This window comes from Burkholderia metallica (genome assembly GCF_001718555.1).
Taxonomy (GTDB): domain Bacteria; phylum Pseudomonadota; class Gammaproteobacteria; order Burkholderiales; family Burkholderiaceae; genus Burkholderia; species Burkholderia metallica.
The window spans coordinates 170,887-197,192 of sequence record NZ_CP013402.1; the positions used below are offsets into that span (position 1 = coordinate 170,887).

Here is a 26,306-nt window from a genome sequence, read left to right on the forward strand (position 1 = left end):
CGCCATGTACATCGGACTCGATCTCGGCACGTCGGGCGTGAAGGCGGTGCTGCTCGATCGCGACGGCGCGGTGCGCGCGAGCGCGAGCCGCCCGCTCGCGGTGAGCCGGCCGCGGCCGCGCTGGTCGGAACAGGCGCCGCTCGACTGGTGGGATGCCGCCTGCGGCGTGCTCGCCTCGCTCGTCGCGGAGGCGGGCGCCGCGGGCATCGATGCGCGCGACATCGCCGCGCTGGGGCTGACCGGCCAGATGCACGGCGCGACGCTGCTCGATGCGCAGGGCGCCGTGCTGCGCCCCGCGATCCTGTGGAACGACGGCCGCGCGGACGCCGAGTGCGTGGAACTCGAACGGCTCGCGCCTGCGTTGCGCGCGGTGGCCGGCAACATCGCGATGCCGGGCTTTACCGCGCCGAAACTGCTGTGGGTACGTCGCCACGAACCTGACGTGTTCGCGCGCATCGCCCATGTGCTGCTCCCGAAGGACTATCTGCGCTACCGGCTGACCGGCGCGTTCGCGACCGATCCGTCGGATGCGGCCGGCACGCTGTGGCTCGACGTCGCGAAGCGCGACTACGACGACGCGTTGCTTGCGGCATGCGGGCTGTCGCGCGCGCAGATGCCGGCCGTGTTCGAAGGCAATCGCATCACCGGCACGCTGCTGCCGGCCGTCGCACGCGCGCTCGGGCTGCGCGAGATTCCGGTGGTGGCCGGCGGTGGCGACAACGCGGCCGGCGCGGTGGGCGTCGGCATCGTGCGGCCCGGCGATGCGCTGCTGTCGCTCGGTACGTCGGGCGTGTATTTCGCGGTGTCGGACGGGTTTCGCGCGAATCCCGAATCGGCCGTGCACAGCTTCTGTCATGCGCTGCCCGACACCTGGCACCTGATGTCCGTGATGCTGAACGCGGCCGGCTGCGTCGACTTCACCGCGCAACTGGCCGGCTACGACGGCGTGGCGGCGCTGCTCGACGATGCCGAGGCGAACGCCCGCGCGAGCCGCCCGTGGTTTCTGCCGTACCTGAGCGGCGAGCGTACCCCGCACAACGACGTGAATGCGAAGGGGGTGTTCCATGGGCTCACCCCGGATACGCGGCGCGCGGATCTCGCGAACGCGACGCTCGAAGGCGTCGGCTTCGCGCTGCTCGACGGCATCGACGCGCTGCATGCGGCCGGGCTCGCGCCCGACAGCATCACGGTGATCGGGGGCGGCTCGCGCAGCGCGTACTGGACGCAGATGCTCGCCGACCTGAGCGGCCGCGCGCTGACGCTGCGTGCGGGCGGCGAAGTGGGGCCGGCGCTCGGCGCCGCGCGCCTCGCGCGGCTCGCGCTCGAACCGGACGCGCCGCTGGGCGACATATGCCCGCAGCCGCCGGTCGTCGCCGTGCGCGAGCCGGACAGGGAGCGCCACGCGTGGTATCGCGACGCGCGGCGGCCGACGTTTCGCGCGCTTTACCGAGCGCTCCAGCCGGTGTTCGCGGCCGGTGCGTGACAGGCCGGTTGCCCGGCATTCGTAGAGCAGTCCAATAAAGAGGAGTGGAGACATGAGATCCGTGACGCGTCGTACCGTATTGAATTCGCTTGCCGGCGCCGCCGCGCTGGCGCTCTTCACGTTGGGCATGCCGCTCGCGCATGCGAGCAAGGACAAGCCCGAAATCGGCTTCTGCATCGACGACCTGCGCGTCGAGCGCTGGTCGCGCGATCGCGACTATTTCGTCGCGGCCGCGACGAAGCTCGGCGCGAAGGTGTCGGTGCAGTCGGCCGATGCAAGCGAGGAGCGGCAGATTTCCCAGATCGAGAACCTGATCTCGCGCGGCGTCGACGTAATCGTGATCGTGCCGTTCAATTCGAAGACGCTCGGCAACGTCGTCGCCGAAGCGAAGAAGGCCGGGATCAAGGTCGTGTCGTACGACCGGCTGATTCTCGACGCGGACGTCGACGCGTACATCTCGTTCGACAACGAGAAGGTCGGCGAGCTGCAGGCGCAGGGCGTGTTCGATGCGAAGCCGAAGGGCAACTACTTCCTGCTCGGCGGCGCGCCGACCGACAACAACGCGAAGATGCTGCGCGAAGGCCAGTTGAAGGTGCTGAAGCCCGCGATCGACCGCGGCGACATCAAGGTCGTCGGCCAGCAGTGGGTGCCCGAATGGAGTGCGTCGACCGCGCTGCGGATCGTCGAGGATGCGCTGACTGCGAACAACAACAAGATCGACGCGATCGTCGCGTCCAACGACGGCACGGCCGGCGGCGCGATCCAGGCGCTCGCCGCGCAGCATCTGGCCGGCAAGGTGCCGGTGTCCGGGCAGGACGCGGATCTCGCGGCGGTCAAGCGCGTGATCGCCGGCACGCAGACGATGACCGTCTACAAGCCGCTCAAGTTGATCGCGAGCGAGGCGGCGAAGCTGGCGGTGGATCTCGCGAAGGGCACCAAACCCGCGTTCAATGCGCAGTACGACAACGGCAAGAAGAAGGTCGACACGGTGCTGCTGCAGCCGACGCTGCTGACCAAGCGCAACGTCGACGTCGTCGTGAAGGACGGCTTCTATACCCAGGCGCAGCTGGCGAGCCAGTAACGGCGCGACGCGCGGGCGGCCCCGGCGCGCCCGCGCGCATCCTGCGAGGCATGAACGAATGACGGAACCCTTGCTGACGATGCGCGGCATCGTCAAGGAATTCGACGGCGTCAAGGCGCTCGACGGCATCGACCTCACCGTGCACCCCGGCGAATGCGTCGGGCTGTGCGGCGAGAACGGCGCGGGCAAATCGACGCTGATGAAGGTGCTGTCGGGCGTGTATCCGCATGGCACCTGGGACGGTGAAATCCGCTGGGAAGGCGCGCCGCTCGCGGCCTCCGGCGTGCGCGACACCGAGCGCGCGGGCATCGCGATCATCCACCAGGAGCTGATGCTCGTGCCCGAGCTGTCGGTCGCGGAGAACATCTTCCTCGGCAACGAGATCGTGCTGCCCGGCGGGCGCATGCACTACGCGGCGATGATCCAGCGCGCGGAGGCGCTGCTGCGCGAGTTGCGGATCGATTCGATCAACGTCGCGCAGCCGGTGATGAACTACGGCGGCGGCCATCAGCAGCTGATCGAGATCGCGAAGGCGCTGAACAAGCACGCGAAGCTGCTGATCCTCGACGAGCCGTCGTCGTCGCTGAGCGCCACGGAAACGCGGATCCTGCTCGACATCGTGCGCGACCTGAAGCGGCGCGGCGTCGCGTGCGTATACATCTCGCACAAGCTCGACGAGGTGGCGGCCGTGTGCGACACCGTCGCCGTGATCCGCGACGGCCGCCATGTCGCGACCGAGCCGATGCGCGCGCTGACGACGGACCGCATCATCGCGATGATGGTCGGCCGCGAGATCCGCGACCTGTATCCGCGCGAGGCGCACGCGATCGGCGACGTCGTGCTGGAAGCACGCAACGTGACGTGCCGCGACGTGACGAACCCGCGCCGCAAGCGCGTCGACGACGTGTCGTTCAGCGTGCGGCGCGGCGAGATTCTCGGCGTCGCCGGGCTCGTCGGCGCGGGGCGCACCGAGCTGATGCAGGCGATCTTCGGCGCCTATCCGGGCGCATGCACGGCGACCGTGCTGATGAACGGCCGGGCGCTGTCGATCCGTTCGCCGGCCGATGCGATCCGCGCGGGCATCGCGATGGTGCCCGAGGACCGCAAGCGCCACGGCATCGTGCCGCAGCTCGGCGTGGGTCACAACATCACGCTGGCGGTGCTGCGGCGCTTCGCGGCGCGCGGGCGGATCGACGCGGCGGCGGAGCTCGACGCGATCCGCACCGAGATGCAGCGGCTGTCGGTGCGCGCCGCGCATCCGTTCCTGCCGATCGCGAGCCTGTCCGGCGGCAACCAGCAGAAGGCGGTGCTGGCCAGGATGCTGCTGGCCGAGCCGCAGGTGCTGATCCTCGACGAGCCGACGCGCGGCGTGGACGTGGGCGCGAAGGTGGAGATCTACCGGCTGATCTTCGCGCTAGCGAAGCGCGGCGTCGCGCTGATCGTCGTGTCGTCGGAGCTGCCCGAGGTGCTCGGGCTGGCCGATCGCGTGCTGGTGATCGGCGAAGGCGAACTGCGCGGCGATTTCGTCAATCGGGATCTCACGCAGGAACAGATTCTCGGCGCCGCGCTGACACCCGCGCGGCGCCCCACCGAACCTACCGCAGCGAGTGCGACATGAATTCCGAACTTTCTTCCTCGACCCCGGCGACGCCGGATGCCCGGGCCCGTGGTTCAGCAGGCCGCACGGCGGGGCTTCCGCTGCGTCAGGTCTTCGCGCGCTACAAGCTGCTCGCGCTGCTGCTGGCGGTCGCCGCGATCTGGGCGTTTTTCTCGGTGCTGACGGACGGCGCGTTCGTCACGCCGCGCAACGTATCGAACCTGCTGCGGCAGATGTCGATCACCGGCATGCTCGCGTGCGGGATGGTGTTCGTCATCATCGCGGGCGAGATCGACCTGTCGGTCGGCTCGCTGCTCGGGCTGCTCGGCGGCGTCGCCGCGATCCTCGACGTCAACCGCCACTGGCCGGTCGCGGCGACGGTCCCGGCCGTGCTCGCGCTCGGCGTGCTGATCGGGCTCTTCAACGGCTGGTGGTCGACCTATCGGCGCATCCCGTCGTTCATCGTCGGGCTCGGCGGGATGCTCGCGTTTCGCGGGGTGCTGCTCGGCGTGACGGGCGGCTCGACGATCGCACCGGTCTCGGACGGCTTCGTGTTCATCGGGCAGGGCTATCTGCCGCGCGTGGCGGGGGATGGCCTCGCGATCCTGTTGTTCGCGCTCGTGTTGCTGCTGGTGGTGCGCCAGCGCGGGACGCGGCGGCGCTACCGGCTTGCGGTTGCGCCGCTGTGGCAGGACGTCCTGAAGATCGTCGGCGCCGGTGCGGTGCTGTTTGCGTTCGTGTCGATGCTCGACCGTTACGGCGGCATCCCGGTGCCGGTGCTGCTGCTGCTCGCGCTGCTCGGCGTGTTCTCGTGGATCGCGACGCAGACGGTGTTCGGCCGGCGCATCTATGCAGTGGGGTCGAACCTGGAGGCAACGCGGCTGTCGGGCGTCGATACCGATCGCGTGAAGCTCGCGATCTTCGGGCTGATGGGCCTGATGTGCGCGTTCGCCGGCCTCGTCAACACGGCGCGGCTGGCGGCGGGGTCGCCGTCCGCCGGCACGATGGGCGAACTCGATGCGATCGCCGCGTGCTTCATCGGCGGCACGTCGATGCGCGGCGGGTCGGGCACCGTCTATGGCGCGCTGATCGGCGCGCTCGTGATGGCGAGCCTCGACAACGGCATGTCGATGCTCGACGTCGACGCGTACTGGCAGATGATCGTCAAGGGCGCGGTGCTGGTGCTGGCCGTGTGGATCGACGTGGTGTCGCGGTCGAACCGGCGGTGACGCCGCGCGAGGCCATCGGTCAACGAGAGGACGACATGAAACGCAACCCCGTTTGCATGTCCGGCAGTTCCGCGCAGGCGGTCACGCCGCTCGCGCAGCCGGAGATCGAACCCGCCCGTGAGCCGGTACTCGGCCTGGGCGATCCGCGCGACCGGCGCATCGTCGCGGATGCGCTGCGCGCGCTGCTGCGCGAGCGCGCCGAAGCGCTTGCGTTCGCGATGCGGGTGGCCGACGAGCGCGATCGGCCGAGGCCCGACGCGAACGACTTCGCGCTGTCCGACATCATCCGGCTGGCGCGTGTCGTCGAGCGGGCGGAGCGATGCGGCAACCCCGCGAACGCGCCCGCGCCCGTCATCGCGCGCTGACGCGCCACGCGCGGGGCGGCGCGCAGTCCGTGTGCGTCCGCTGACGATTACGACGCCGACAACCTGACCGACACGCCCGCCGCCGTATAAACCGGCGTGGCCTTGAACCCGTCGATCGTCACCGTCGAGAACTTCGCGGCTGCCGCTGCGCCGTCGATCAGCGCGATGGTGTCGCCGGCTTTCGGCGTGTAGCCGTTCACGAACTTCACGTGCAGCGTGCCGCCCGCGACGGTGAGCGGGCCGCCCACGCGCAGGCGTCCGCCGCCGTTGCCGTCGACGTCGAGTTCGAGCGTCGTGCCGTCGAGCTGCGTATAGCGGGCCGCGATCGTCACCGGCGCGCCGGCGGCGATCTTCACGCTGCCGCCCGGGCCGACGTACACGTCGCCGTTGCCGAACGCGGTCGTCGACGCGGCCGCCAGCGTGCCGCCGCTCACCTGCGTGCCGCCCGTATAGCTGTTGTTGCCCGCGAGCGTCAGCGTGCCGGTGCCTTGCAGCGTCAGCTTGCCGGCGCCTACGACGTCGTTACGCCACAGATCGGCGGCATTGAACCCGCCCTGCGACGCATCCATCGACACGATCACGTTGCCGTTGAACGCGCCGTAGCCGTCGGCCGCCGCGAACAGGTTCAGGCGGCCCCAGCCTTCCGCATCGTCCATCACCGGATAGCCGGACGGCAGTTCGGTGGTTTTCAGCACGACGCGCCGCTGGTCGGCGCTCAGGTACGGAAAGCGCGTCTGCAGCAGGACTTCCGCGCCCTTCGGCACGACCGGCGGCGCGTCCGTCGATTCGATCGCGGCGAAGCCGAACGTCATCCGGCGCAGGAACGCGGCCTTGTTCGTCGCATAGTCGGCGAACCGGTCGGTTGCCGTCGTCGCGGCGTGCGCGAACGCGGGGAACGTCGCGGCGGTCGTGCCCGTCAGTTGCTGCAGCGCCTGATGGGCTTGCGCGGTCGCCGCCTGCGCGTCGCCCGCATACGCGGTCAGGTTCGCCGCGCTGACGGCCAGCGCGAGCATGCGCCCGCCGATCACGTCGAGCGGCGAGTGCATGCCGGCGATGATGCGGTTCTCGCCGAGCTCGAGGCCGCGGCTGACCATTTCCTGGAAGCGCTCCGGTACGAGCCACGCCATCGTCGTCGCATCGCGCATCGCTTCGGCCGAGTGGCCGCTGATGAAGCCACCGTCGGTCGCGGGCGTCGTGCTTTCCGCCGGCACGAGCGTCGGCGCGACCACGACGCTCGAACTCCAGCGGTACGGCCGCGCGTATTTGAAGAAGCGCTTGGCGGGTTCGGTCGACGCGTTGTTGCCCATTTCGTTCAGCAGGTCGACGACTTTCCCGAAGCTCGCGTTCGTGCTGCTGCCGACGCCGACGTTGTTGCCCGAGTCGTTGTACAGCACCGACGTCGCGTCCGACGGAATGCTGGTGATGCTGGTCGTCTGCTGGGCCGCGGTGCGCCACGCGGCGGTGAGCGGACCCATGCCGTCGGTCACGCTGAAGCCCTTGCCGCGCCGGTCGTCGTAGTACGCGGCGTCGGCCTGCTGCGGCGTGCGCGCGGTCGTCGCGTTGACCACGTACTGCACGTTGGCCGACAGCACCGCGTCGTTCACGATCGCGCCGCACGGTGTGCCGTTGCCGGGCAGGCCGGAGCACGTGGACGGCGAGATGGCCGGAAACGCGCCGACCGCCGGCGCGCTCACGCCCGCGTCGACCAGCATCGTCGACGGCTGCCAGAGATCGAGGAAGCGGCTCACCACGCGCACCGCGGCGTTGGTCGACAGCGTCGCATAGCGCGCATCGCCGCGCTGGTTGGTCGCGATGTTGTCGACGAACGCGGGCACGCTCGGCACCGGCGCACTGTCGACGAAACCGGGGTCGGCCGGCGGCGCCGGAACGGCTGCCGCTATCGTGCCGGTCGACGCCACATCGTCGCCGCCGCCGCAGGCAGCCAGTACGATCGCAGTCGACAATGCTGCGACGTGCAGCGGGAAACGGCTTCGTGACGCAAACATGCAAGACTCCATCCTGATGGTCAAAGATGGCGCATTGTGGTGATGGATCATTACGCGACGGTTAAGGATTTGTTTCGCGACGTGCTCGATTCGCGAAAATTCCCACTATCTGGTTAATTTCCGGTGCTGAATATGTCGGGCGCCGGATTCGATGCGCAATCGGTCGTCCGTCACCGGCCGACGCACCGCGCAGACGCGGCCCCGCGACCGGTCATGCCGAGCGCGCGAACGGCTCCGTTTCCGCGCAACACACCCGGTTCCTGCCTTCGCGCTTCGCACGATAGAGCGCCATGTCGGCCTGATGCGACAGCGCATGCACGGACGCGGGCCGCGCGCGATGGCCGGTCGCGCTGCCGATGCTGACGGTGAAGGCCGGAACGGCTTCCGCAAATCCGTCGAGCCGGTTGCGTTCGACGTCGCGCCGAATGGCTTCCGCGACCTGCGTGGCGCCGTTCTCGTCGGTATCCGGCAACACCGCGACGAACTCCTCGCCGCCGTAGCGCGCGGCGAGATCGCCGCGCCGCCGCGTATGCGCGCGGATGCATTCGGCGAGAAAACGCAGCGCGGTGTCGCCTTGCGCATGCCCGTGCCGGTCGTTGTACTGCTTGAAGTGATCGGCATCGATGAACAGGATCGACAGGCTGCCGCTGCTGCTGCGCTGCAGCCGGCTCCATTCGTCGGCCAGCGCAATGTCGAGCGCGCGGCGGTTGCACAGGCCCGTCAGCGGATCGGTCCGCGTGAGGTCCGTGAGCTGCGTCTGTTTGCGCAGGTTGTCCCGCAGCGCGAACGCAAGCAGCCATACGACCGCGCAGAACAGTGCGCTGATCAGGGTGGCGGATACGCCGACCGTCCACGACAGGCGCGTCATGCCCGCCAGCACGTCGTGCTCGGCCGGCGCGACGACGGCGATCAGCGGCGTGCCCGGCACCCGCTGGTACGTATACAGCCGCGTGATGCCGTCGATGCTCGAACGCGCGGGATAGAAGCCCGATTCGCTGTTCACCATCCGCACGAAGGTCTTCGAGCGGCGCAGGTGATTCATCTGCCCGTCGCTCAACGGCGGATTTCTCGCGAGGATCGTGCCGTCCGCGCGCAGAATGGCGCTGACCCCGTGCGGCCCGACATCGAGACGGGACAGCAGCTGCTCGAAGTAAGCGAGGTCGATGGCGACCACCGCGATCCCGTTGAACGCGCGATCCGGCCGGTCGATGCGCCGCGACAGCGCGATGGACTCCTTGCCGCCGCGCGAGCGCGCGCGATAGGCCTCGGACACGTAGAGGCCGACGGCGTCCGAATCGCGATGCACGGTGAAATAGTCGCGATCGCTGAAATTCCAATGGTGGGTCGTGCCGCAGCATCCGTCGATCAACCGGCCGCGCGCGTCGGTCACGCCCATGCCGGTCACGTACTGGGCTGCCGTGCGCTCGAACAGCAGGTCGTGCCGCAGCCGGGCATCCATCCGCCGCACCGCGGGCTTGCCGAGATCGGACGCCAGCGCGACCAGCGCGTTGTTCGACGTTTCGACGGTGCGCGCGATCTGGCTCGCCAGCACGGCGGCGACGTTGCGCGACGTCTCGTGTGCGTGCTCGACCACTTCGCTGCGCCCGGCCCACAGCGTCGCCGCGCTGATCGCGAGCGCCGCAAGCGACATCAGCGTGCCCAATGCGCCGACGACCAGATGGTTGCGTCCGGCCCAGTCGGCAATGTTCTCGATCGAAGTGAATGCGGGCATGCTACGCGCTCGTAGGGGAGGCCGGCTGCACGTGATCCGGCGCGGGTCAAATCCGGGTTAACGGCACGGTTAACCGGAAATCGAGGCCGCGCATCGCGCCAGGGTCGACGCGGGCGATCGCGCACGGGCGCGCAAACGTATGCGGCCGGGCGCGCCGTTGCGCCGATTGATAACCAATCAACATCAATTCTTCCAAAAATTGCACTTATCGTTTGGCCGGCGCCGAGCGAACATGCCGGAAAACGACAATCGATCCGCCTCTTCCGCATTCTTCCGAATCTTCAGGAGACACCCCGATGCACCCCTCGTCCAGCCTTCCGGCCGAACGTTCGAAGGCCGCCGCGGTCTTTCGCGTCACGGCCGGGAATTTTCTCGAGCAGTTCGACTTTTTCCTGTTCGGCTTCTATGCCACGCAGATCGCCAACGTCTTCTTTCCCGCACAAAGCGAGTTCGCATCGTTGATGATGACGTTCGCGGTGTTCGGCGCCGGTTTCCTGATGCGGCCGCTGGGCGCCGTCGTGCTGGGCGCGTACATCGACGAAGTCGGCCGCCGCAAGGGCCTGATCGTCACGCTGGCGATCATGGCGAGCGGCACCGTGCTGATTGCGTTCGTGCCGGGCTACGCGACGATCGGCCTGCTGGCACCGGCGCTCGTGCTGCTCGGACGCTTGCTGCAGGGCTTTTCCGCCGGCGCCGAACTCGGGGGCGTATCGGTCTATCTCGCCGAACTGGCCACACCCGGCCGCAAGGGGTTCTACACGAGCTGGCAGTCCGCCAGCCAGCAGGTCGCGATCGTCGTCGCGGCGGGACTCGGCTTTGCGCTCAACCATTGGCTCAGCGCATCGGCGATCGCCGCATGGGGGTGGCGCGTGCCGTTCTTCGTCGGCTGCATGATCGTGCCGTTCATCTTCATGCTGCGCCGGAACCTGGAGGAAACCCGGGAATTCAACGCGCGTACGCATCGCCCGGGCATGAAGGAAGTGTTCGGTACGCTGGTGCAGAACTGGGGCGTCGTGGTGGCCGGGATGATGCTGGTCGCGATGACCACCACGAGCTTTTACCTGATCACGGTCTATGCGCCGACCTTCGGCAAGACGGTGCTGCATCTGAGCACCGCCGACAGCCTGCTCGTGACGCTCTGCGTCGGCGTGTCGAACTTCGTGTGGCTGCCGATCGGCGGGGCGCTGTCCGACAGGATCGGCCGCCGGCCGCTACTGGTCGCCATGACGATGCTCGCCATCGTGACCGCCTACCCGGCGCTGTCGTTGCTCGCTCACGCGCCGTCGTTCGTCAACATGCTGCTCGTCCTCCTGTGGCTCTCGTTCATGTACGGGATCTACAACGGCGCGATGGTCGTCGCGCTCACGGAAGTGATGCCGGTGCAGGTGCGGGTCGCGGGCTTCTCGCTCGCATACAGCCTCGCGACGGCCGTGTTCGGCGGCTTCACGCCCGCCATCTCGACCGCGCTCATTCACATGACGGGCGACAAGGCGGCCCCGGGCTACTGGATGAGCTTCGCCGCGGTGTGCGCGCTGCTCGCGACGTTCGCGCTCTATCGTCGCCATTCAGCAACGCTGACGCCCGCGCATTGATGCCCGGTTCATCCGGATGATTCACCCGTACATACGAATCCGCACGACCCACACCACGATCATGAAAAATCTGCTCCGGAAATTTTGCACGACCGCGCTCGTCCTTGCCGCCGCGGTGGCGGCCAACGCGCAGGCCGCCGAACTGCACGTGATGAGCTCGGGCGGCTTCACCGCCGCGTACAAACTGCTCGGCCCGCGGTTCGCGTCCGCGACGGGCAATACGCTCGATACCGCGCTCGGCCCGTCGATGGGCAAGTCGCCCGAAGCGATTCCGAACCGGCTCGCGCGCGGCGAACCCGCCGACGCCGTGATCATGGTCGGCTACGCCCTCGACGAATTGATCAAGCAGGGCAAGGTCGTGCCCGGCTCGCGGGTCGAGCTGGCCGATTCGCGCATCGGCATGGTCGTGCGCGAAGGCGCGGCGAAGCCCGACATCAGCTCGGTCGACAAACTCAGGCAGGTGCTGCTGCATGCAACGTCGATCGCCTATTCGGACAGCGCGAGCGGCGTGTATATCGAACGGGAGCTGTTCAGGAAGCTCGGAATCGAGGACCAGGTGAAGTCGAAGGCGAAGATGGTTCCGCGGATTCCGGTGGCGTCGGTCGTGGCGAACGGCGACTACGAAATCGGCTTCCAGCAGGTGAGCGAGCTGTTGCCGGTCAAGGGTGCAACCTTCGTGGGCAAGATTCCCGAGTCGCTGCAGTCCGTCACGCGCTTCGCCGCGGGCATCCCCGTTGGCGCGCAGCATCCGGCCGAAGCGAAGGCGCTGCTCGACTATCTCGCGTCGCCCGATGTGCAGGCGGACGTGCAGTCGACCGGACTCGATTCCGTTTCCGCTTCCGCTCACTGAATCCGGACGACGGGAAGGCCCGCGTCAGCACGCCTTCCCGTTACCGTCGGCCTCTGCCGCCACCGCCGCAGGGTCTTCAGCGGCCCCGTCACGCGAGGCGGACCCGGCCGCGGTGAGCACCCGTGCAAGACGCTCGCGATCGCACGCGCGTTCCCACGTCGAAACGAAGATGACCGCGCACGCATTGCTGATTACGCTCGTCAGCGCGCGCGCCTCCGACATGAAGCGATCGATGCCGATCAGCAGGGCCACCCCGGCAACCGGCAGGTCGGGCATGACGGCGAGCGTGGCGACCAGCGCCACCAGCCCGCTGCCGGACACGCCGGCCGCGCCCTTGGACGTCAGCAGCATGACGGCGAGCAGCATCGCGATCTGCGACGCCGACAGCGGCACGTCGCACGCTTGCGCGATGAACAGGGCCGCGAGCGTCAGATAGATCGCGGTGCCGTCGAGGTTGAAGGAATAGCCTGCCGGCAGCACGAGCCCCACGACGCCCTTGTCGCACCCGAGCGACTCCAGCTTGACGATCAGGCGCGGCAGGACCGGTTCCGAAGAGGACGTCGCGAGGACGATGAGCAACTCTTCGCGCAGATAGCGCAGCAGTCGCCACAGCGCGAAGCCGTGCAGCCGCGCGAGCGGGGCGAGCACCAGCGCGACGAACAACGCGCACGCTACGTAGAACGACAGCATCAGCTTCGCCAGCGAGCCGACCGAGCCGATCCCGAAGCGGCCCACCGTGAAGGCCATCGCGCCGAATGCGCCGAGCGGCGCGAGCCGCATGATCATCGCGAGCACGCGAAAGAGGATCTGTGCGACCCCGTCGATCAGTGCAAGAACGGGCCGGCCGGCCCGAGGATGGGCGTTCAGCGAGAAGCCGAACAGCAGCGACAGCAGCAGCACCGGCAACACGTCGCCGTTCCCGAACGCGCCGAGCATCGTATCGGGGATCACGCTCAGCGCGAACGCCACGAGCCCGCGTGGTTGCGCTTCCCTCACGTACGGCGCGAGGATGCTCGAATCGAGGTGGTGGACGTCGATGTGCATGCCGGCGCCCGGTCGCAATACGAACGCGGTGACGAGGCCGATCGCGAGCGCGACGGCGGTCAGCAGATAGAAGAGCGCCAGCGCCCGGACGATCGTGCGGCCGATTGCCCTTCCGTTCGCCAGCGACGTGATGCCCGAGACGATCGTGCAGAAGACGATCGGTGCGATGGTCATCCGGACGAGGCCGACGAAGGCGTCGCTGAGGGGCTTGAGCATCGCGCCGGCTTCCGGCCAGACGTGCCCGACGCTCACGCCGAGCATCATCGCGAGCAGGACCTGCACATAAAGCGATCCGAGCAGCCTGGCCAACCTCACGGTACGGTCTTCCTTCGTGTTGCTTCTGTCGTTGTCATACGGATGCGCCGCCATCTGCGGCACCCGCACGTTTCGTCTCGATGATCATCCGATGAAACGCTTCGGCGGCCGGTGTGAGCGGGCGCCCGCGTCGTTTCACGATGCCCACGCGTCGTTTGACGACCGGCTCGACGAGCGGCACGCTCGTGAGCACGGGATGGTCGTGCCCGGGCATCGCCATCGACGGCACCGCGGCGACGCCGAGCCCCGCTTCGATCAGGCCGAGCAGGGTCGTCACGTGGCGCGCTTCGCACACGCTCGGCCCGCGCGGCGCCACGGCGGCCAGCGCCTGGTCGAGCAACAGGCGGTTGCCGGACGTTTTGTCGACCGACACGTAATCGTGCTCGTAGAGTTCGTTCCAGGTCACGCGCTTCCTGAGCGCGAGCGGATGGTCGCGGCGGCAGGCCGCGACGAAGCGCTCCTGGAGCAGCACCTTGAACTCGATGTCGGCCTCCTGGCTGCCCATGAAGCTCACGCCGAAATCGGCCTCGCCGCTGATGACGGCGCCCAGTACGTCGTTCGCGCTCGCGTCCAGCAGCTTGACGCGGATGCGCGGAAAGCGGCGATGATAGCGCGCGATGATGCCGGGCAGAAAGTAGTAGGCCACTGACGGTACGCATGCGATGGTCACATGGCCCAGCCGGCTCGACGACACGTCGCGAATGCCGAGCAGGGCCGCGTCGAGATCGTCGAGCAGTTGTTCGGCACTCTGGGCGAACACGCGGCCGACGGTGGTGAGCGAAACGCTGCGCGTGGTGCGCTCGATGAGCCGCACGCCGAGCGCTTCCTCGAGCTTGTCGATCCGGCGGCTCAACGCGGGCTGCGAGAGGCTGACCGTCTCCGCGGCCTTGCGGAAACTGCCCGTTTCCACGACCGCGCGGAATGCCTGCAGGTCGGTTAAATCGAAATTGATTGCCACGGGTACATCTCCGCATGTCAGATGCGGAGCATTTTGCCCGATTCCGCCGCGACTGCCGCGCGGCGGGCGGCGGGCGATGCCGGTTCGATCGCCGTTTGACGCGCGATGCCGGCCGCGATCCGCGAGCCGGCATCGACACTGCGTCAATACGTCAGACCGTATCCGAACGGATACAACGGATGGGCGGTATCGTGCGGCACGTCTTCCCGCTGGGCGACGACTTCAGCCATCGACGACGGCAACTCGAACGGCAGCTTCCCTTGCGGTTGACCTTTCCCGGTCAGCACGTCGAACAGGGCGGCGTCCGTCACGCCGAAGTTGGCGAGAATCGCGGTGGCCTTGTCCTGCACGTTGGTCAGGATCGCGGGACGATCCATGTAGACCGACACGATCGATTGCGGCGCAAGCGCGGCCTGCTTGATGGCCTCGTAGTCCGCATTGCCGTCGACGAACGCGAGACTGCCCTCGTGCTGCATCGAACCGAACATGTAGTTCGGGTGCAGCCTTTCGTATGGCGTGCTCACGCGGAGAATCGCGACGTCCGCGGCCTGCGGCGTATCGACGACCTGATAACCATACTGTCGTGCGATCGCGGGATCGATGCCGTACAGCCAGACTTTCTTGCCCGATGCCGTCATCGGCAGCAGCTTGCCGTTGTTTTGCAGCAGCACCATCGAGCGGCGCTGGGCGTCGAGCGCCTGGGCCCGGAACTCGGCGTTGCCGACGATCTTGCCGGCCGCGGCCGCGTCGACGTACGGATGGTCGAACAGGCCTTGCTGGAACTTCTGCAGCAGCACGCGATAGGCCGACTCCGACAGGCGATCTTCCGACAACTGTCCGCGGTTGACGGCATCGATCAGGTCGGACGGATCGTCGTCGCCGCCGAACTGGTCGATACCGGCATTGACCGCCCGCACGAAACGCTGCACGCGGGTGGCGCCTTCCATTCCCCACGGCATGCCGAGTCCGGCAAACGACGGCGCCCCCGACGACACGCCGTTGATGCAGTTCGCGTCGCAGTCGTCGGCGATCAGCCAGTCCGACAGGATCACGCCCTTGAAGCCGTATTTTCCGCGCAGCAGGTCGGTCAGCAACGCCTTGTCGTACGCGCCGCCGACGGGTTCCAGCGTGATGCCGTCGACCGTCACCGTCGCGTCCGGTTCGGAATAGGTCGGCATCACCGAGCCGACGTTGGCGGCAAACGCGCCTTCGAACGGTTTCAGGTGATACGCAAAATTGTTGCCTGGATAGGTCGCGTAACGACCGTAGTAATTGTGACTGTCGAACCCGAGTTTTTGCGCGCCATAGCCGGCCCAGTGCTTGACGACCGCGATCACGCTATTGGCCTGAATGCCGTTGCCGCCGCCCTGAAACCCTTCGATATACGCCTGAACCTGCGCGCGCGCGAGATCGGCGTCTTCGCCGAACGTGCCGTTGATGCGCGCCCAGCGCGGCTCGGTCGCCAGGTCGGCCTGCGGCGACAGCGCTTCGGTGATGCCGACCGCGCGGTACTCCTGGCGCGCGATATCGCCGAATTTCCGCGTGAGTGCCGCGTCGCCGATCGCGGCGAAGCCGAGCGTTTCTGGCCACTGCGAGAAACCGCTGCCGCCGGCGCTCGCGCCGAGCGTGTACTGGAAATGGTTGCGCGGGTCCGAACTGATCGACACCGGGATGCCGAGCCGCGATTGCTCCGCCAGCGTCTGAATCTGGTTGTACTGGTCGGCCATCGTCTGCGCATCGGCACTCATGCGCGTGATGTAGGTGTTGATGCCGCGCTGATCGATCAGCAACTTGAGCGCCGCCAGATCGTACGCGGAGCCGGTGCCCGAACCGGTCGTATCGTTCAGCACCGGTGCGGTGCCGTGCATCATCAGGCCGGCCTTCTCGGCCAGCGTGAGGCGGCCGACCAGGTCCCGCGCACGCACGTCGGCACTCAGCCGCCAGTCTTCGTACGGTTCGAGCTGGCCGTTCTTGTCCATGTCCTTGAACTTCAGGCCGTCGCGGGTGAGTACGTTCAACGTCGTGTAGCCGAAGTCCTGTTGCGTCACGGGCGTGGAAGTCGAGTCGACGCCGCCACAGGCAAACAGCCCGACGGTGACTGCGGCGCCCGACGCGGTCAGAGCCGATCGGCGAATGGCGGATCTCGTGAAGCGTTGCATTCATGTCTCCTGAATCGGTTTTTTTAGGGGCGGCCGTGAAGCATTACAAATAGCCGCTCGCCACTTTACCGATCTGTTTCAGGTGACGTTTTGCCGCCGGGTGCAGTTCTTGTCCCGATGGAGCACGACGTGCAGTGCGGTGTGGCCGACGGGCATCCATGGCAGGGTCTGCGCGCACGCGCTCGCGAGTGCCGCCGCAGAACACGAGGGCGTCGACGTCGGTTTGGCGCCGGTGCCGCGTCCCGCGGCGGCCGCCGCACATCCGCACAATCTTGCGCGTGACGTGTACTGCATCGATGCGCACGGAACGCCCGATCCGGAGAGGCCGCGTATGCGAATGCGCGGCACGGGCAGGGCGACGCGGATTTTCCGCGCGATCCGATGCTCTCCGATGTAATGGCAAAATATGCCAATTCATGCTGTTTTGTGGCTTTTCATCCGGATGTCATTTCGCGTTGCGATAGTGCGGAACGGGCACCGGTCCCGGCATCGACCGGCGCAAGCCGGCCCGTTCGCCCCACTCCCGGGGAGCCGTCCATCGGAGACGGCGAGCGGCAACCGAAGCGTTGGCTCCCGGCGGCGGCGCGTGTCATCCGCACAGAAGGAACATCCAATCGTGAACGCCATCGCAGCGGCAGATTCTCATGACGTGATCGTCGTCGGCGCCGGCATCGTCGGCCTCGCCCATGCCTATACGGCGGCGCTCAAGGGGCTGCGCGTCTGCGTGATCGAGCGCGATGCCGCATGCACGGGCGCGTCGATCCGCAATTTCGGCTTCGTCACCGTCACCGGGCAGCGCGCCGAACACAGCTGGCGGCGTGCGCGCGCGAGCCGCGAAGTCTGGGCGGACATCGCGCCGCAAGCCGGAATCGACGTGCTTCACCGGGGCCTGCATCTGATCGCGCGCCGCCCCGAGGCGATGAGCGTGCTCGACGCGTTTATGCAAACCGGCATGGCCGACGGCTGCCGGGTCATGACGCCCGGCGACGCGGCAGCCGTCGCGCCGGAACTGCGGCTGGACGGTGCGCACGGCGTCCTGCACAGCCCGCATGAACTGCGCATCGAGCCGCGTACCGCGATCGCGTTGCTGGCGTCATGGCTCGCGGAACGCTTCGGGGTGCGGTTTCGCTACGGCGAGATGGTGCATGAAGTCCGTACCCCGTCCGTGCGGACGTCGCGCGGCGTGCTGCATGCGGAGCGCGTGATCGTCTGCGGCAATGCGGACAGCCGCCACCTGTACGGCGACTGGTTCGCGCGGCATGCAGTACGGCTCTGCCAGTTGCAGATGCTGCGCGTGCGGCCGCGTCGCCCGCTGGCGCTGCGCGCCGCGGTGATGAGCGACCTGAGCCTGCTGCGCTATGCCGGTTTCGCGGCGTTGCCCGAGGCCGGCGCGTTGGGCGCGCGCCTGACTGCGGAGGAGCCCGTGTGCATCGGTCACGGCATTCATCTGATCGCGGTGCAGAGCGCGGACGGCAGTCTCGTGGTCGGGGATTCGCACGAATACGGCGCCGCACCGCTGCCGTTCGCGACGCAGGTAATCGATGCGCAGATCCTGCGCCTGCTGCACGAGACGCTCGACGTGCCGGACCTGGACGTGATCGAACGCTGGACCGGCAGCTATCCGTCGGCAGCCGATGCCGATTGCGTGATCGACGCGCCGGACGACGCCACGCGCGTCGTCGTCGTGACGAGCGGCGCCGGCATGAGCATGGGCTTCGGGATCGCGCAGGACGTGTTTGCCGCGTGGTGATCCTGTGAGCAGGCGGGAGGGGCGGTCGCGGGGGCGCTCGGAAAGCGTGGCCGATGACGGCGTGTTTAGCGAAGCGGTCGAATCGGAAATTTGTCTAGTCATTCTGATCGAAAGATCGTACGGAATGCACCATGTTCGTGCTGCGAATCACCGCCAAGAGGCACGCCGGAGCCGCGTGCTTAGGGGATTTCCCGCGTTTTCCCGGTTTTTTTTGATCAACGCTTGTCGCTGCGTTTTTCTTCTTGCATGCTTGTATAGACAAATTCCTGAGGCGGCGTGCATGTCCGAGGGGATGACGATCTTCAACGCAAGGAGAACTCTCGTGAACGGCAAGCACATCAAGTGGGCAGTCAGGACGATCGGCATCATCGCGGCGGCAGCGGCCACGCTTTCGGCGCCGGTGCAGGCGAAGGAGTGGAAGACCGTGACGGTGGCGCTCGAAGGCGGCTACGCGCCGTGGAACCTCACGCTGCCGGGCGGCAAGCTCGGCGGCTTCGAGCCCGAACTGCTCGCCAACGTGTGCGAGCGCATCAAGGTGCAGTGCAACATGGTCGCGCAGGACTGGGACGGGATGATTCCGGGGCTGCAGGCCGGCAAGTTCGATGTCCTGATGGATGCGATCTCGATCACGCCGGAGCGCGAGAAGATCCTGCTGTTCTCGCGTCCGTATGCGGCCACGCCCGCGACGTTCGCGGTCACCGACACGAAGATTCTGCCGAAGGCGGCGCCGGGCGCGCCGATCGTCAAGCTGTCGGGCGACGCGAATGCCGACAAGCCCACCGTCGATGCGCTGCGCAAGCAGCTGAAGGGCAAGACGATCGGCATCCAGTCGGGCACCGTCTACACGAAGTTCATCAACGACAGCTTCAAGGACATCGCGTCGATCCGCGTGTACAAGACGTCGCCCGAGCGCGATCTCGACCTCGTCGCCGGCCGCATCGACGCATCGTTCGACGACGTCACGTACTACGCGGCGAACAACGCGAAGAAGGACAACGCGTCGATCGTGCTCGCCGGCCCGAAGCTCGGCGGCCCGATCTGGGGGCCCGGTGAAGGCCTCGCGTTCCGCAAGCAGGATGCCGACCTGAAGACGAAGTTCGATTCGGCGATCGGCGCCGCTCTCGCGGACGGCACCGTGAAGAAGCTCGCCGACAAGTGGTTCAAGACCGACGTCACGCCGTAAGCGCGCGTCCGGCCGCCGCCGCGCACGCGGCATGAGCGACGCGCGGCGGCGCACATCCTGCCGATCCAATCAACGCTTGCCGGGAGGCACGCATGGCGATCCTTGAAATGCTGGGCTTCGGAACCGAGGGCTGGGGCGGCGTGCTGCTGCTCGCCGCGCTGATGACGGTCGCGCTGACGCTTGCCGCGCTGGCGGTCGGCGCCGTGATCGGCGCGGTGATCGCGGCCGCGAAACTGTCGCGCTACCGCAGCGCCCGCCTGCTCGGCGACCTGTACACGACGGTGTTTCGCGGCGTACCCGAACTGCTCGTGATCTACCTGTTCTATTTCGGCGGCTCGACGCTCGTCACGGCCGTCGGCCAGTGGTTCGGCGCGGAAGGCTTCATCGGCGTGCCGCCGTTCGTGATCGGCGCGCTCGCGGTGGGGATGATTTCCGGCGCGTACCAGGCCGAGGTGTATCGGGCGGCCGTGCTCGCGGTGTCGAAGGGCGAGCTCGAAGCGGCGCGCTCGATCGGCATGCCGCGCGGCATGGTCCTGCGCCGCATCCTGATTCCGCAGGTGCTGCGCTTCGCGTTGCCCGGCATCGGCAACGTGTGGCAGTTGAGCCTGAAGGATTCGGCGCTGATCTCGGTCACCGGGCTCGCCGAGCTGTTGCGCACGAGCCAGATCGCGGCGAACTCGACGCATCAGTATTTCGTGTTCTTCGTCGCGGGCGGCGCGCTCTACCTGGTCATGACGGGGCTGTCGAATCGCGTCTTCAACCGGGCTGAAGCGATCGTCGGCCGGTCGTTCCGCCGCAACTTCGCACGCAACTGACGGAGCGCACATGTCACTCGATTTCGACTTCCTGTTCGACACGCTGCGCCAGTTGCTCGCGGCGGTGCCGACCACGCTCGGCCTGTTCTTCGCATCGCTCGTGCTCGGCGGCCTGCTGTCGCTCGTGATCGTCACGATGCGCGTGTCGCCGCGCTGGCTGCCGAACCGCTTCGCGCGTGCGTACATCCTCGTGTTTCGCGGCTCGCCGCTGCTGATCCAGATGTTTCTCGTGTACTACGGGCTCGGCCAGTTCGGCGTGATCCGCGAAAGCTTCATGTGGCCGCTGCTGCGCGAGCCGTACGTGTGCGCGGTGCTCTCGCTCGCGCTGTGCACGGCCGGCTACACGGCCGAGATCCTGCGCGGCGGGCTGATGGCCGTCCCGGTCGGGCAGATCGAGGCGGGCTATTCGATCGGCCTGTCGGGCTTCGCGCTGCTGCGCCGCGTGATCGGCCCGATCGCGCTGCGCCAGTGCCTGCCCGCGTATTCGACCGAAGCCGTATTGCTGGTCAAGTCGACCGCACTCGCGAGCCTCGTGACGGTGTGGGAGGTGACGGGTGTCGCGCAGCAGATCATTCAGCAAACCTACCGGACGACCGAAGTGTTCGTGTGCGCGGCCCTCATCTACCTCGGCCTGAACTTCATCGTCGTACGCGTGCTCGGTGCGCTCGAATGGCGGCTGTCGGGCCACCTGCGCGGGCCGAAGCCGTCCGGCGCGCCCGCCGCCGACGCCAGCGCCGCCCGGCGTGTCGCATCCTGACCGCATCCTTCCTTCCAGGAGAATCCGATGAACACTGCTGCTCCCGTCGCCCTGTCGGTCAGGAACATCCACAAGTCGTTCGGCGATCATCACGTGCTGAAGGGCATTTCGCTCGACGCGCACGAGGGCGACGTCATCTCGATCCTCGGTGCGAGCGGATCGGGCAAGAGTACCTTCCTGCGCTGCCTGAACCTGCTCGAAACACCGGACGACGGCACCGTCGCGCTCGCCGGCGAGGAACTGAAGATGAAGCGCGCGCGCGACGGCAAGCTGCATCCGGGCGACCGCCGCCAGGTCGACCGCATCCGCTCGCAGCTCGGGATGGTGTTCCAGAATTTCAACCTGTGGTCGCACATGACCGTGCTCGACAATCTCGTCGAAGGGCCGCTGCGCGTGCAGAAGCGCAGTCGCGCGGAAGCGGTCGAGGAGGCCGAGGCGCTGCTCGCGCGCGTTGGCCTCGCGGACAAGCGCGGCTACTACCCGGCGCACCTGTCCGGTGGCCAGCAGCAGCGCGTCGCGATCGCGCGGGCGCTCGCGATGCATCCGAAGGTGATGCTGTTCGACGAACCGACGTCGGCGCTCGATCCGGAGCTGGTCGGCGAGGTGCTGCGCGTGATGCGCTCGCTCGCGGAGGAAGGGCGCACGATGCTCGTCGTCACGCACGAAATGGGCTTCGCGCGGCACGTGTCGAACCGCGTGATGTTCCTGCATCAAGGCGAGGTCGATGCGGACGGCACACCCGGCGAGCTGTTCGGCGGCCAGTGTTCCGAGCGCTTCCGCCAGTTCGTGTCGAGCCATCATGACCGCGCCGCGAACTGAGGCCGCCATGACCGTCTTCCGTTCGGCACGGCCGCTCGACTGGCGGCAGATCGCAGCGGTCGCGGCCGGCGCGCCGCTCGCGCTGACCGACGACGCGCGCGGCCGTGTCGTCGCGGCGCGCGAACTCGTCGACGCGATCGTCGCGCAAGGCATCCGCGCGTATGGCGTGAACACGGGCGTCGGAGCGTTGTGCGACGTGATCGTGTCGCCTGCACAGCAGGGCGCGCTGTCGCGCAACATTCTGATGAGCCACGCGGTCGGCGTCGGCGCGCCGCTCGGTGCGGCGGAGACGCGCGCGATCATCGCGGCCGCGATCAACAACTATGCGCACGGCCATTCGGGCGTGCGCGCCGACATCGTCGACCAGCTCGTCGCGCTGCTCGAACACGATTGCCTGCCGGAAGTGCCGGCGCACGGTTCGGTCGGGTACCTGACGCACATGGCGCACGTCGCGCTCGTCTGCATCGGGCACGGCCACGCGCGTCATCGCGGCGAACGCGTGCGCGGCGACGAAGCTTTGCGCCGCATCGGCTGCGAGCCGCTGGTCCTCGGCGCGAAGGAAGGGTTGAGCCTGGTCAACGGCACGCCGTGCGTGACGGGGCTCGCCGCGCTTGCGCTCGCGCGGGCGGAGCGCTTGCTCGACTGGGCCGACTGGGTCGCGGCGACGAGCTTCGAGAATCTCGGCGGCCAGCTCGCCGCGTTCGATCCGGCGTCGCTGGCGCTGCGCATTTCGCCCGGCATCGGGCATGTCGGCGCGCGCCTGCGCGCGATGCTTGCCGACAGCGCGATGCTCGCCGCGGCGACCGGGCGGCATACGCAGGACCCGCTCAGCCTGCGCACGATTCCGCACGTGCATGGCGCGGCGCGCGACGTGCTGGCCGTCACGGCGGACGTCGTCGACCGCGAGCTTGCGTCCGTCACCGACAATCCGATCGTCGCGGGCACGCCCGATGCGCCGGCCGTCCATTCGCAGGCGCATGCGGTCGGCGCGGGCATCGCGCTCGCGATGGACAGCCTTGCGGCCGCGATGGCGCAGGTCGCGGCGATTGCCGAGCGGCGGCTCGACCGGCTCGTCAATCCGCTCGTGAGCGGGCTGCCGGCGTTTCTCGCGGCGCCGGGCGGCACGTGTTCCGGGTTCATGATCGCGCAGTACACCGCGGTCGCGCTGGTCGCGCAGAACCAGCGGCTCGCCGCGCCCGCGAGCCTCGACGGCGGCATCACGTCGGGCTTGCAGGAAGATCATCTGTGCCATGCGACGCCGGCCGCGCTGAAGACGCTCGACATCATCGAGAACACGACGCGCGTGCTCGCGATCGAGTTGCTGGCCGCCGCGCAGGCGTACGATTTGCAGGAGAACGGCGCGGCGCGGGCGGCGCCGACCGATGCGCTGTGGCGCTACGTGCGCGAACGCGTGCCGGTGTATCACGACGACCGGCCGCTCGCGGACGATTTCGCGACCGCGGCCGCGATCGTCGCGGGTGTACCGCCGTCGCTGGCGTGACGCATCGGCGACGCGACGGCCGGCAGGTCATTCAATCTGCATTCAACCTTCATTCGATCGAGGGCGCATGAACGAAGCGGGACGATACACGGCTGCCCGGCCGGGCGGCGAACCGGGCGACGACGTGCCGGCGCGTGCGCTGCCTGCGTACCAGCAGATCAAGCGCTACGTGGTCGACCGGATCGCGAACGGCGACTGGAAGCCCGGCAGCGCGATTCCGACCGAGGCCGAACTGGTCAAGGAGTTCGGCGTGGCGCGGATGACGGTGTCGCGTGCGCTGCGCGAGCTGACCAGCGAACGCGTGCTGACTCGCATCCAGGGGGCGGGTACCTTCGTCGAGCGCCGTCATTACGAATCGACGGTGCTCGAGATCCGCAATATCGCGGACGAGATCGCCGAGCGCGGCCATCGGCACACGGCGCGCGTGCTGACGATCGAGCGCAGCGACGACCCCGAGGCGATCGAAGCGCTCGGGCTTCGTACGGGGCCGGTGTTTCATTCGCGCATCGTGCATTGCGAGGAAGGCGAGCCGATCCAGTTCGAGGATCGCTACGTCAATCCGGCGCTGTTTCCCGCCTATCTCGAGCAGGATTTCACGGTCGAGACGCCGAACCACTACATGGTGCGGCTCGCGCCGATCCAGCGCGCGGAGTTCCGCATCTACGCGCAGAAGCCCGATGCGCAGGTGCGCCGGCACCTCGTGATGGAAATCGGCGAACCGTGTCTGCTGCTGCGGCGGCGCACGTGGGTGGGCGGGCAGGTGGCGACGTCGGTGCAGCTGTGGCATCCGGCGTCGCGGTTTCATCTGGCGGGGAAGGTGTAAGGCGGCGAGCGTGTTGCGGTGATTTGACCTCACTGCCTGCCGGCTTCCTGATGCGCATGTCGTGCGTGATCGGTGTTCAGGCCGCTCGCGCGTGTCGGTTGACCGCATATGCGAGTCCGAGATGCTCGCGCTATGTCGCGCTCTCTTGATCGCGTCGGTATCTATCACACCGCGCGCATTGTCGATCATCGCAATTTTCTCCTTGTCCTGATGCCGCGCCTCATTCATCGGGGGCGAACCGCGCGAGCGACACACTGTACGTGCGTGCATGTTCCGGTGGCCATCGGCCGCGACACTGCGCGCAAGTCGCAGCCCCTCCGCTGCGCCGGGCTGACCGTGCGTAGCCCGACGATCCGTGTACTGATCCGTTATCACGAGACCTTGCGGCGCCCGGATCATCCGTCCGGTTCTCTTCTTCTGCGCTAGCCCCAGCCCCGAGCGTTCCTCCGCCGTCTGACTTCCCCCCTCGCATTGCCCTCTCTCTACAGACCTCCGATAGCCCGTGGAACTACTGAGTTGCCGCGAAAAATGGTTTATGGTCAAATGACCATGTCAGATGATCTACATGCGTGCTTCATCCCCAATTGGAAGCCGCCGCTCGAACGAGCGGCGCGTGTCGGCTGCCTGAAGCCGGACGAAATCGCGGGAGATGAAGCGGGCATGCGCACATGGATGCCCGAGCCGCTTTTGCCTGTCGGCTGAAAGCGCGTGGGTCGAAAAAAATTTCTGGAGACGGTGCTCGTGAACGAGATGCACGGCAGGACGAACCAAGCGATGGACCCCTCGGCGCTGCGCGCCCGGCTGCGAGACGGCTCGTTGCTGGAGACGCGCGCGTGGCTCGCGTCCGGATGGCAGGGGAGCACGGACGGGCGCTCGTTTCCCGTCACGAACCCGGCTACCGGTGAAATCCTCGCGCGCGTCGCGAGTCTCGGCGCGGTTGAAGTGGAGCAAGCCATTGCGGCGTCCGCGCTCGCGCAACGAGGCTGGCAAAAGCGGACGAGCCACGAGCGCGCCAAGCTGTTGCGCGCGTGGTACGACCTGATCGTTGCGAATGCCGACGATCTCGCGTTCATCATGACGTCGGAGCAGGGCAAGCCGCTGGCTGAGGCCCGTGGCGAAATCACGTATGCGGCGTCTTTCGTCGAATGGTTCGCCGAGGAAGCGAAGCGCGTCTACGGCGACGTGATGCCTCATCCGCAAGGTGACAAGCGCATCGTCGTCATTCGTCAGCCGATCGGCGTGTGCGCCGCGATCACACCGTGGAATTTTCCTGCGGCGATGATCACGCGCAAGGTCGCGCCGGCGCTGGCCGCGGGGTGTTCCATCATCGTGCGTCCGGCGGACCTGACGCCGCTGACGGCGCTTGCGCTCGCCGTCCTGGCCGAGCGCGCGGGCATTCCGGCGGGCGTACTGCAGGTGGTGTGCGGCCCGTCGCGCGAAATCGGCGCGGTGCTCACGGCCAGCCCGATCGTGCGCAAGCTCTCGTTTACCGGTTCGACCGAAGTCGGCCGCGTGCTGATGAGCCAATCGTCCGCGACGATCAAGCGGCTTTCCCTCGAACTCGGCGGCAACGCACCGTTCATCGTGTTCGACGATGCGGATCTCGACGCGGCGGTTGAAGGCGCGATGGCGTCGAAGTACCGGAACAGCGGCCAGACCTGCGTGTGCGCGAACCGCTTTCTGGTCCAGGCCGGCATCTACGACCGCTTCGTCGACGCGCTCGCGCAGCGAGTCCAGGCGCTCAAGGTCGGCAACGGCCTGGAGCCGGGCGTCCAGCAGGGGCCGCTGATCCAGCAGTCCGCGTGCGATCACCTGAATCAGCTGATCGACGATGCCGTCGGCAAGGGCGCGCGGATCGTCACCGGCGGAAACGCGCATCGGCTTGGCGGCACGTTCTTCGAGCCGACGGTCATTGCCGATGCGACGCCGGCCATGCGTGTCGCGCGCGAGGAGCTGTTCGGCCCCGTCGGTCCGGTGTTCCGCTTCGACGACGAAGCCGACGCGATCGCGATGGCCAACGATACCGAATACGGGCTGGCCGCGTATCTCTATACCCGCGACCACGGTCGCATCTGGCGTGTCGGCGAGGCGCTCGAATACGGGATGGTCGGCTTGAACACCGGCGTGATTTCCAACGAGGTCGCGCCGTTCGGCGGGGTCAAGCAATCCGGGCTCGGCCGTGAAGGTTCCCGATACGGCATCGAGGAATACCTGGAGATCAAGTACATGTGTACGCAGATCTGACCG

The 26,306-nt window shown here is 67.6% G+C and carries 20 protein-coding genes; 15 read left to right on the forward strand and 5 right to left on the reverse strand.

Annotated elements, in window-relative coordinates:
- Nucleotides 1-4: 4 nt before the first annotated feature.
- The 5 genes from xylB to WJ16_RS16740 are packed head-to-tail and all read left to right on the forward strand — an operon-like array spanning nucleotide 5 to nucleotide 5,755.
- On the forward strand, nucleotides 5-1,483 hold the full coding sequence (gene xylB / locus WJ16_RS16720) for a xylulokinase (RefSeq protein WP_069258204.1): 1,479 nt from the start codon (nucleotides 5-7) through the stop codon (nucleotides 1,481-1,483).
- A gap of 52 nt (nucleotides 1,484-1,535) precedes the next feature.
- Complete coding sequence (gene xylF / locus WJ16_RS16725) at nucleotides 1,536-2,564, forward strand: D-xylose ABC transporter substrate-binding protein (RefSeq protein ID WP_069258205.1); 1,029 nt, start codon at nucleotides 1,536-1,538, stop codon at nucleotides 2,562-2,564.
- Between the two features lie 58 nt (nucleotides 2,565-2,622).
- Complete coding sequence (gene xylG / locus WJ16_RS16730; RefSeq protein WP_069258206.1) at nucleotides 2,623-4,182, forward strand: D-xylose ABC transporter ATP-binding protein; 1,560 nt, start codon at nucleotides 2,623-2,625, stop codon at nucleotides 4,180-4,182.
- Nucleotides 4,179-5,390 (forward strand): sugar ABC transporter permease, encoded by a 1,212-nt coding sequence (locus tag WJ16_RS16735; protein ID WP_069258207.1) that lies wholly within the window; start codon nucleotides 4,179-4,181, stop codon nucleotides 5,388-5,390. Before xylG ends, WJ16_RS16735 begins: the two co-directional genes overlap by 4 nt.
- 35 nt (nucleotides 5,391-5,425) lie before the next feature.
- Complete coding sequence (locus WJ16_RS16740; protein WP_069258208.1) at nucleotides 5,426-5,755, forward strand: hypothetical protein; 330 nt, start codon at nucleotides 5,426-5,428, stop codon at nucleotides 5,753-5,755.
- Nucleotides 5,756-5,802: 47 nt separating this feature from the next.
- Here the strand turns inward: WJ16_RS16740 and WJ16_RS16745 are convergent, their stop codons facing one another.
- Both WJ16_RS16745 and WJ16_RS16750 read right to left on the reverse strand, forming a co-directional pair.
- Nucleotides 5,803-7,761: a phosphatase PAP2 family protein gene (locus WJ16_RS16745; protein WP_069258209.1), complete on the reverse strand. Its 1,959-nt coding sequence runs from the start codon at nucleotides 7,759-7,761 to the stop codon at nucleotides 5,803-5,805.
- Between the two features lie 211 nt (nucleotides 7,762-7,972).
- The gene (locus WJ16_RS16750) at nucleotides 7,973-9,493 is read right to left on the reverse strand and encodes a sensor domain-containing diguanylate cyclase (protein WP_069258210.1); all 1,521 of its coding nucleotides are present in this window, start codon (nucleotides 9,491-9,493) and stop codon (nucleotides 7,973-7,975) included.
- 296 nt (nucleotides 9,494-9,789) lie between these two features.
- Between WJ16_RS16750 and tcuC the strand changes: the two genes are divergently transcribed.
- Together tcuC and WJ16_RS16760 are read left to right on the forward strand one after the other, a co-directional pair.
- Nucleotides 9,790-11,085, forward strand: coding sequence for an MFS transporter (tcuC, locus tag WJ16_RS16755; protein ID WP_069258211.1), 1,296 nt, complete (start codon nucleotides 9,790-9,792; stop codon nucleotides 11,083-11,085).
- Between the two features lie 61 nt (nucleotides 11,086-11,146).
- A complete protein-coding gene (locus tag WJ16_RS16760; RefSeq protein WP_069258212.1) occupies nucleotides 11,147-11,935 on the forward strand; it encodes a substrate-binding domain-containing protein in 789 nt (262 codons plus the stop codon).
- Between the two features lie 24 nt (nucleotides 11,936-11,959).
- On the opposite strand, the gene dctA is transcribed toward WJ16_RS16760, so the two are convergent.
- The 3 genes from dctA to WJ16_RS16775 all read right to left on the reverse strand — a co-directional run bounded on the left by dctA (nucleotide 11,960) and on the right by WJ16_RS16775 (nucleotide 16,300).
- Nucleotides 11,960-13,294: a C4-dicarboxylate transporter DctA gene (gene dctA, locus WJ16_RS16765; protein ID WP_069258758.1), complete on the reverse strand. Its 1,335-nt coding sequence runs from the start codon at nucleotides 13,292-13,294 to the stop codon at nucleotides 11,960-11,962.
- Nucleotides 13,295-13,328: 34 nt separating this feature from the next.
- The gene (locus WJ16_RS16770) at nucleotides 13,329-14,252 is read right to left on the reverse strand and encodes a LysR family transcriptional regulator (RefSeq protein ID WP_069258213.1); all 924 of its coding nucleotides are present in this window, start codon (nucleotides 14,250-14,252) and stop codon (nucleotides 13,329-13,331) included.
- A gap of 143 nt (nucleotides 14,253-14,395) precedes the next feature.
- Complete coding sequence (locus tag WJ16_RS16775; RefSeq protein ID WP_236858276.1) at nucleotides 14,396-16,300, reverse strand: glycoside hydrolase family 3 protein; 1,905 nt, start codon at nucleotides 16,298-16,300, stop codon at nucleotides 14,396-14,398.
- A gap of 727 nt (nucleotides 16,301-17,027) precedes the next feature.
- Between WJ16_RS16775 and WJ16_RS16780 the strand changes: the two genes are divergently transcribed.
- The 8 genes from WJ16_RS16780 (at nucleotide 17,028) to WJ16_RS16815 (ending at nucleotide 26,303) form a co-directional block, all read left to right on the forward strand.
- Nucleotides 17,028-18,161: a TIGR03364 family FAD-dependent oxidoreductase gene (locus WJ16_RS16780; RefSeq protein ID WP_236858278.1), complete on the forward strand. Its 1,134-nt coding sequence runs from the start codon at nucleotides 17,028-17,030 to the stop codon at nucleotides 18,159-18,161.
- Between the two features lie 322 nt (nucleotides 18,162-18,483).
- The gene (locus WJ16_RS16785) at nucleotides 18,484-19,344 is read left to right on the forward strand and encodes a transporter substrate-binding domain-containing protein (RefSeq protein ID WP_076605961.1); all 861 of its coding nucleotides are present in this window, start codon (nucleotides 18,484-18,486) and stop codon (nucleotides 19,342-19,344) included.
- Nucleotides 19,345-19,436: 92 nt separating this feature from the next.
- Nucleotides 19,437-20,159 (forward strand): ABC transporter permease, encoded by a 723-nt coding sequence (locus WJ16_RS16790; RefSeq protein WP_069258216.1) that lies wholly within the window; start codon nucleotides 19,437-19,439, stop codon nucleotides 20,157-20,159.
- A gap of 10 nt (nucleotides 20,160-20,169) precedes the next feature.
- Entirely contained in the window at nucleotides 20,170-20,916 is a 747-nt protein-coding gene (locus WJ16_RS16795) for an ABC transporter permease (RefSeq protein WP_069258217.1), read from the forward strand.
- Between the two features lie 27 nt (nucleotides 20,917-20,943).
- The gene (locus WJ16_RS16800) at nucleotides 20,944-21,735 is read left to right on the forward strand and encodes an ABC transporter ATP-binding protein (RefSeq protein ID WP_069258218.1); all 792 of its coding nucleotides are present in this window, start codon (nucleotides 20,944-20,946) and stop codon (nucleotides 21,733-21,735) included.
- A 7-nt stretch (nucleotides 21,736-21,742) separates the two neighbouring features.
- Entirely contained in the window at nucleotides 21,743-23,236 is a 1,494-nt protein-coding gene (locus tag WJ16_RS16805; protein ID WP_069258219.1) for an HAL/PAL/TAL family ammonia-lyase, read from the forward strand.
- Between the two features lie 67 nt (nucleotides 23,237-23,303).
- Nucleotides 23,304-24,059 carry a histidine utilization repressor gene (gene hutC, locus WJ16_RS16810; RefSeq protein ID WP_069258220.1) on the forward strand — a complete coding sequence of 252 codons (756 nt, stop codon included), beginning with the start codon at nucleotides 23,304-23,306 and terminating at the stop codon, nucleotides 24,057-24,059.
- A gap of 774 nt (nucleotides 24,060-24,833) precedes the next feature.
- Nucleotides 24,834-26,303, forward strand: coding sequence for an NAD-dependent succinate-semialdehyde dehydrogenase (locus WJ16_RS16815; RefSeq protein WP_069258760.1), 1,470 nt, complete (start codon nucleotides 24,834-24,836; stop codon nucleotides 26,301-26,303).
- The last annotated feature ends 3 nt before the right edge of the window (nucleotides 26,304-26,306 follow it).

What these genes read in the sequence shown, in the direction of transcription:
- xylB (WP_069258204.1), top strand. Translation starts at nt 5, where the DNA reads ATGTACATCGGACTCGATCTCGGCACGTCGGGCGTGAAGGCGGTGCTG.
- xylF (WP_069258205.1), top strand. Translation starts at nt 1,536, where the DNA reads ATGAGATCCGTGACGCGTCGTACCGTATTGAATTCGCTTGCCGGCGCC.
- xylG (WP_069258206.1), top strand. Translation starts at nt 2,623, where the DNA reads ATGACGGAACCCTTGCTGACGATGCGCGGCATCGTCAAGGAATTCGAC.
- WJ16_RS16735 (WP_069258207.1), top strand. Translation starts at nt 4,179, where the DNA reads ATGAATTCCGAACTTTCTTCCTCGACCCCGGCGACGCCGGATGCCCGG.
- WJ16_RS16740 (WP_069258208.1), top strand. Translation starts at nt 5,426, where the DNA reads ATGAAACGCAACCCCGTTTGCATGTCCGGCAGTTCCGCGCAGGCGGTC.
- WJ16_RS16745 (WP_069258209.1), bottom strand. Translation starts at nt 7,761, where the DNA reads ATGTTTGCGTCACGAAGCCGTTTCCCGCTGCACGTCGCAGCATTGTCG.
- WJ16_RS16750 (WP_069258210.1), bottom strand. Translation starts at nt 9,493, where the DNA reads ATGCCCGCATTCACTTCGATCGAGAACATTGCCGACTGGGCCGGACGC.
- tcuC (WP_069258211.1), top strand. Translation starts at nt 9,790, where the DNA reads ATGCACCCCTCGTCCAGCCTTCCGGCCGAACGTTCGAAGGCCGCCGCG.
- WJ16_RS16760 (WP_069258212.1), top strand. Translation starts at nt 11,147, where the DNA reads ATGAAAAATCTGCTCCGGAAATTTTGCACGACCGCGCTCGTCCTTGCC.
- WJ16_RS16790 (WP_069258216.1), top strand. Translation starts at nt 19,437, where the DNA reads ATGGCGATCCTTGAAATGCTGGGCTTCGGAACCGAGGGCTGGGGCGGC.
- WJ16_RS16795 (WP_069258217.1), top strand. Translation starts at nt 20,170, where the DNA reads ATGTCACTCGATTTCGACTTCCTGTTCGACACGCTGCGCCAGTTGCTC.
- WJ16_RS16800 (WP_069258218.1), top strand. Translation starts at nt 20,944, where the DNA reads ATGAACACTGCTGCTCCCGTCGCCCTGTCGGTCAGGAACATCCACAAG.
- WJ16_RS16805 (WP_069258219.1), top strand. Translation starts at nt 21,743, where the DNA reads ATGACCGTCTTCCGTTCGGCACGGCCGCTCGACTGGCGGCAGATCGCA.
- hutC (WP_069258220.1), top strand. Translation starts at nt 23,304, where the DNA reads ATGAACGAAGCGGGACGATACACGGCTGCCCGGCCGGGCGGCGAACCG.
- WJ16_RS16815 (WP_069258760.1), top strand. Translation starts at nt 24,834, where the DNA reads ATGGACCCCTCGGCGCTGCGCGCCCGGCTGCGAGACGGCTCGTTGCTG.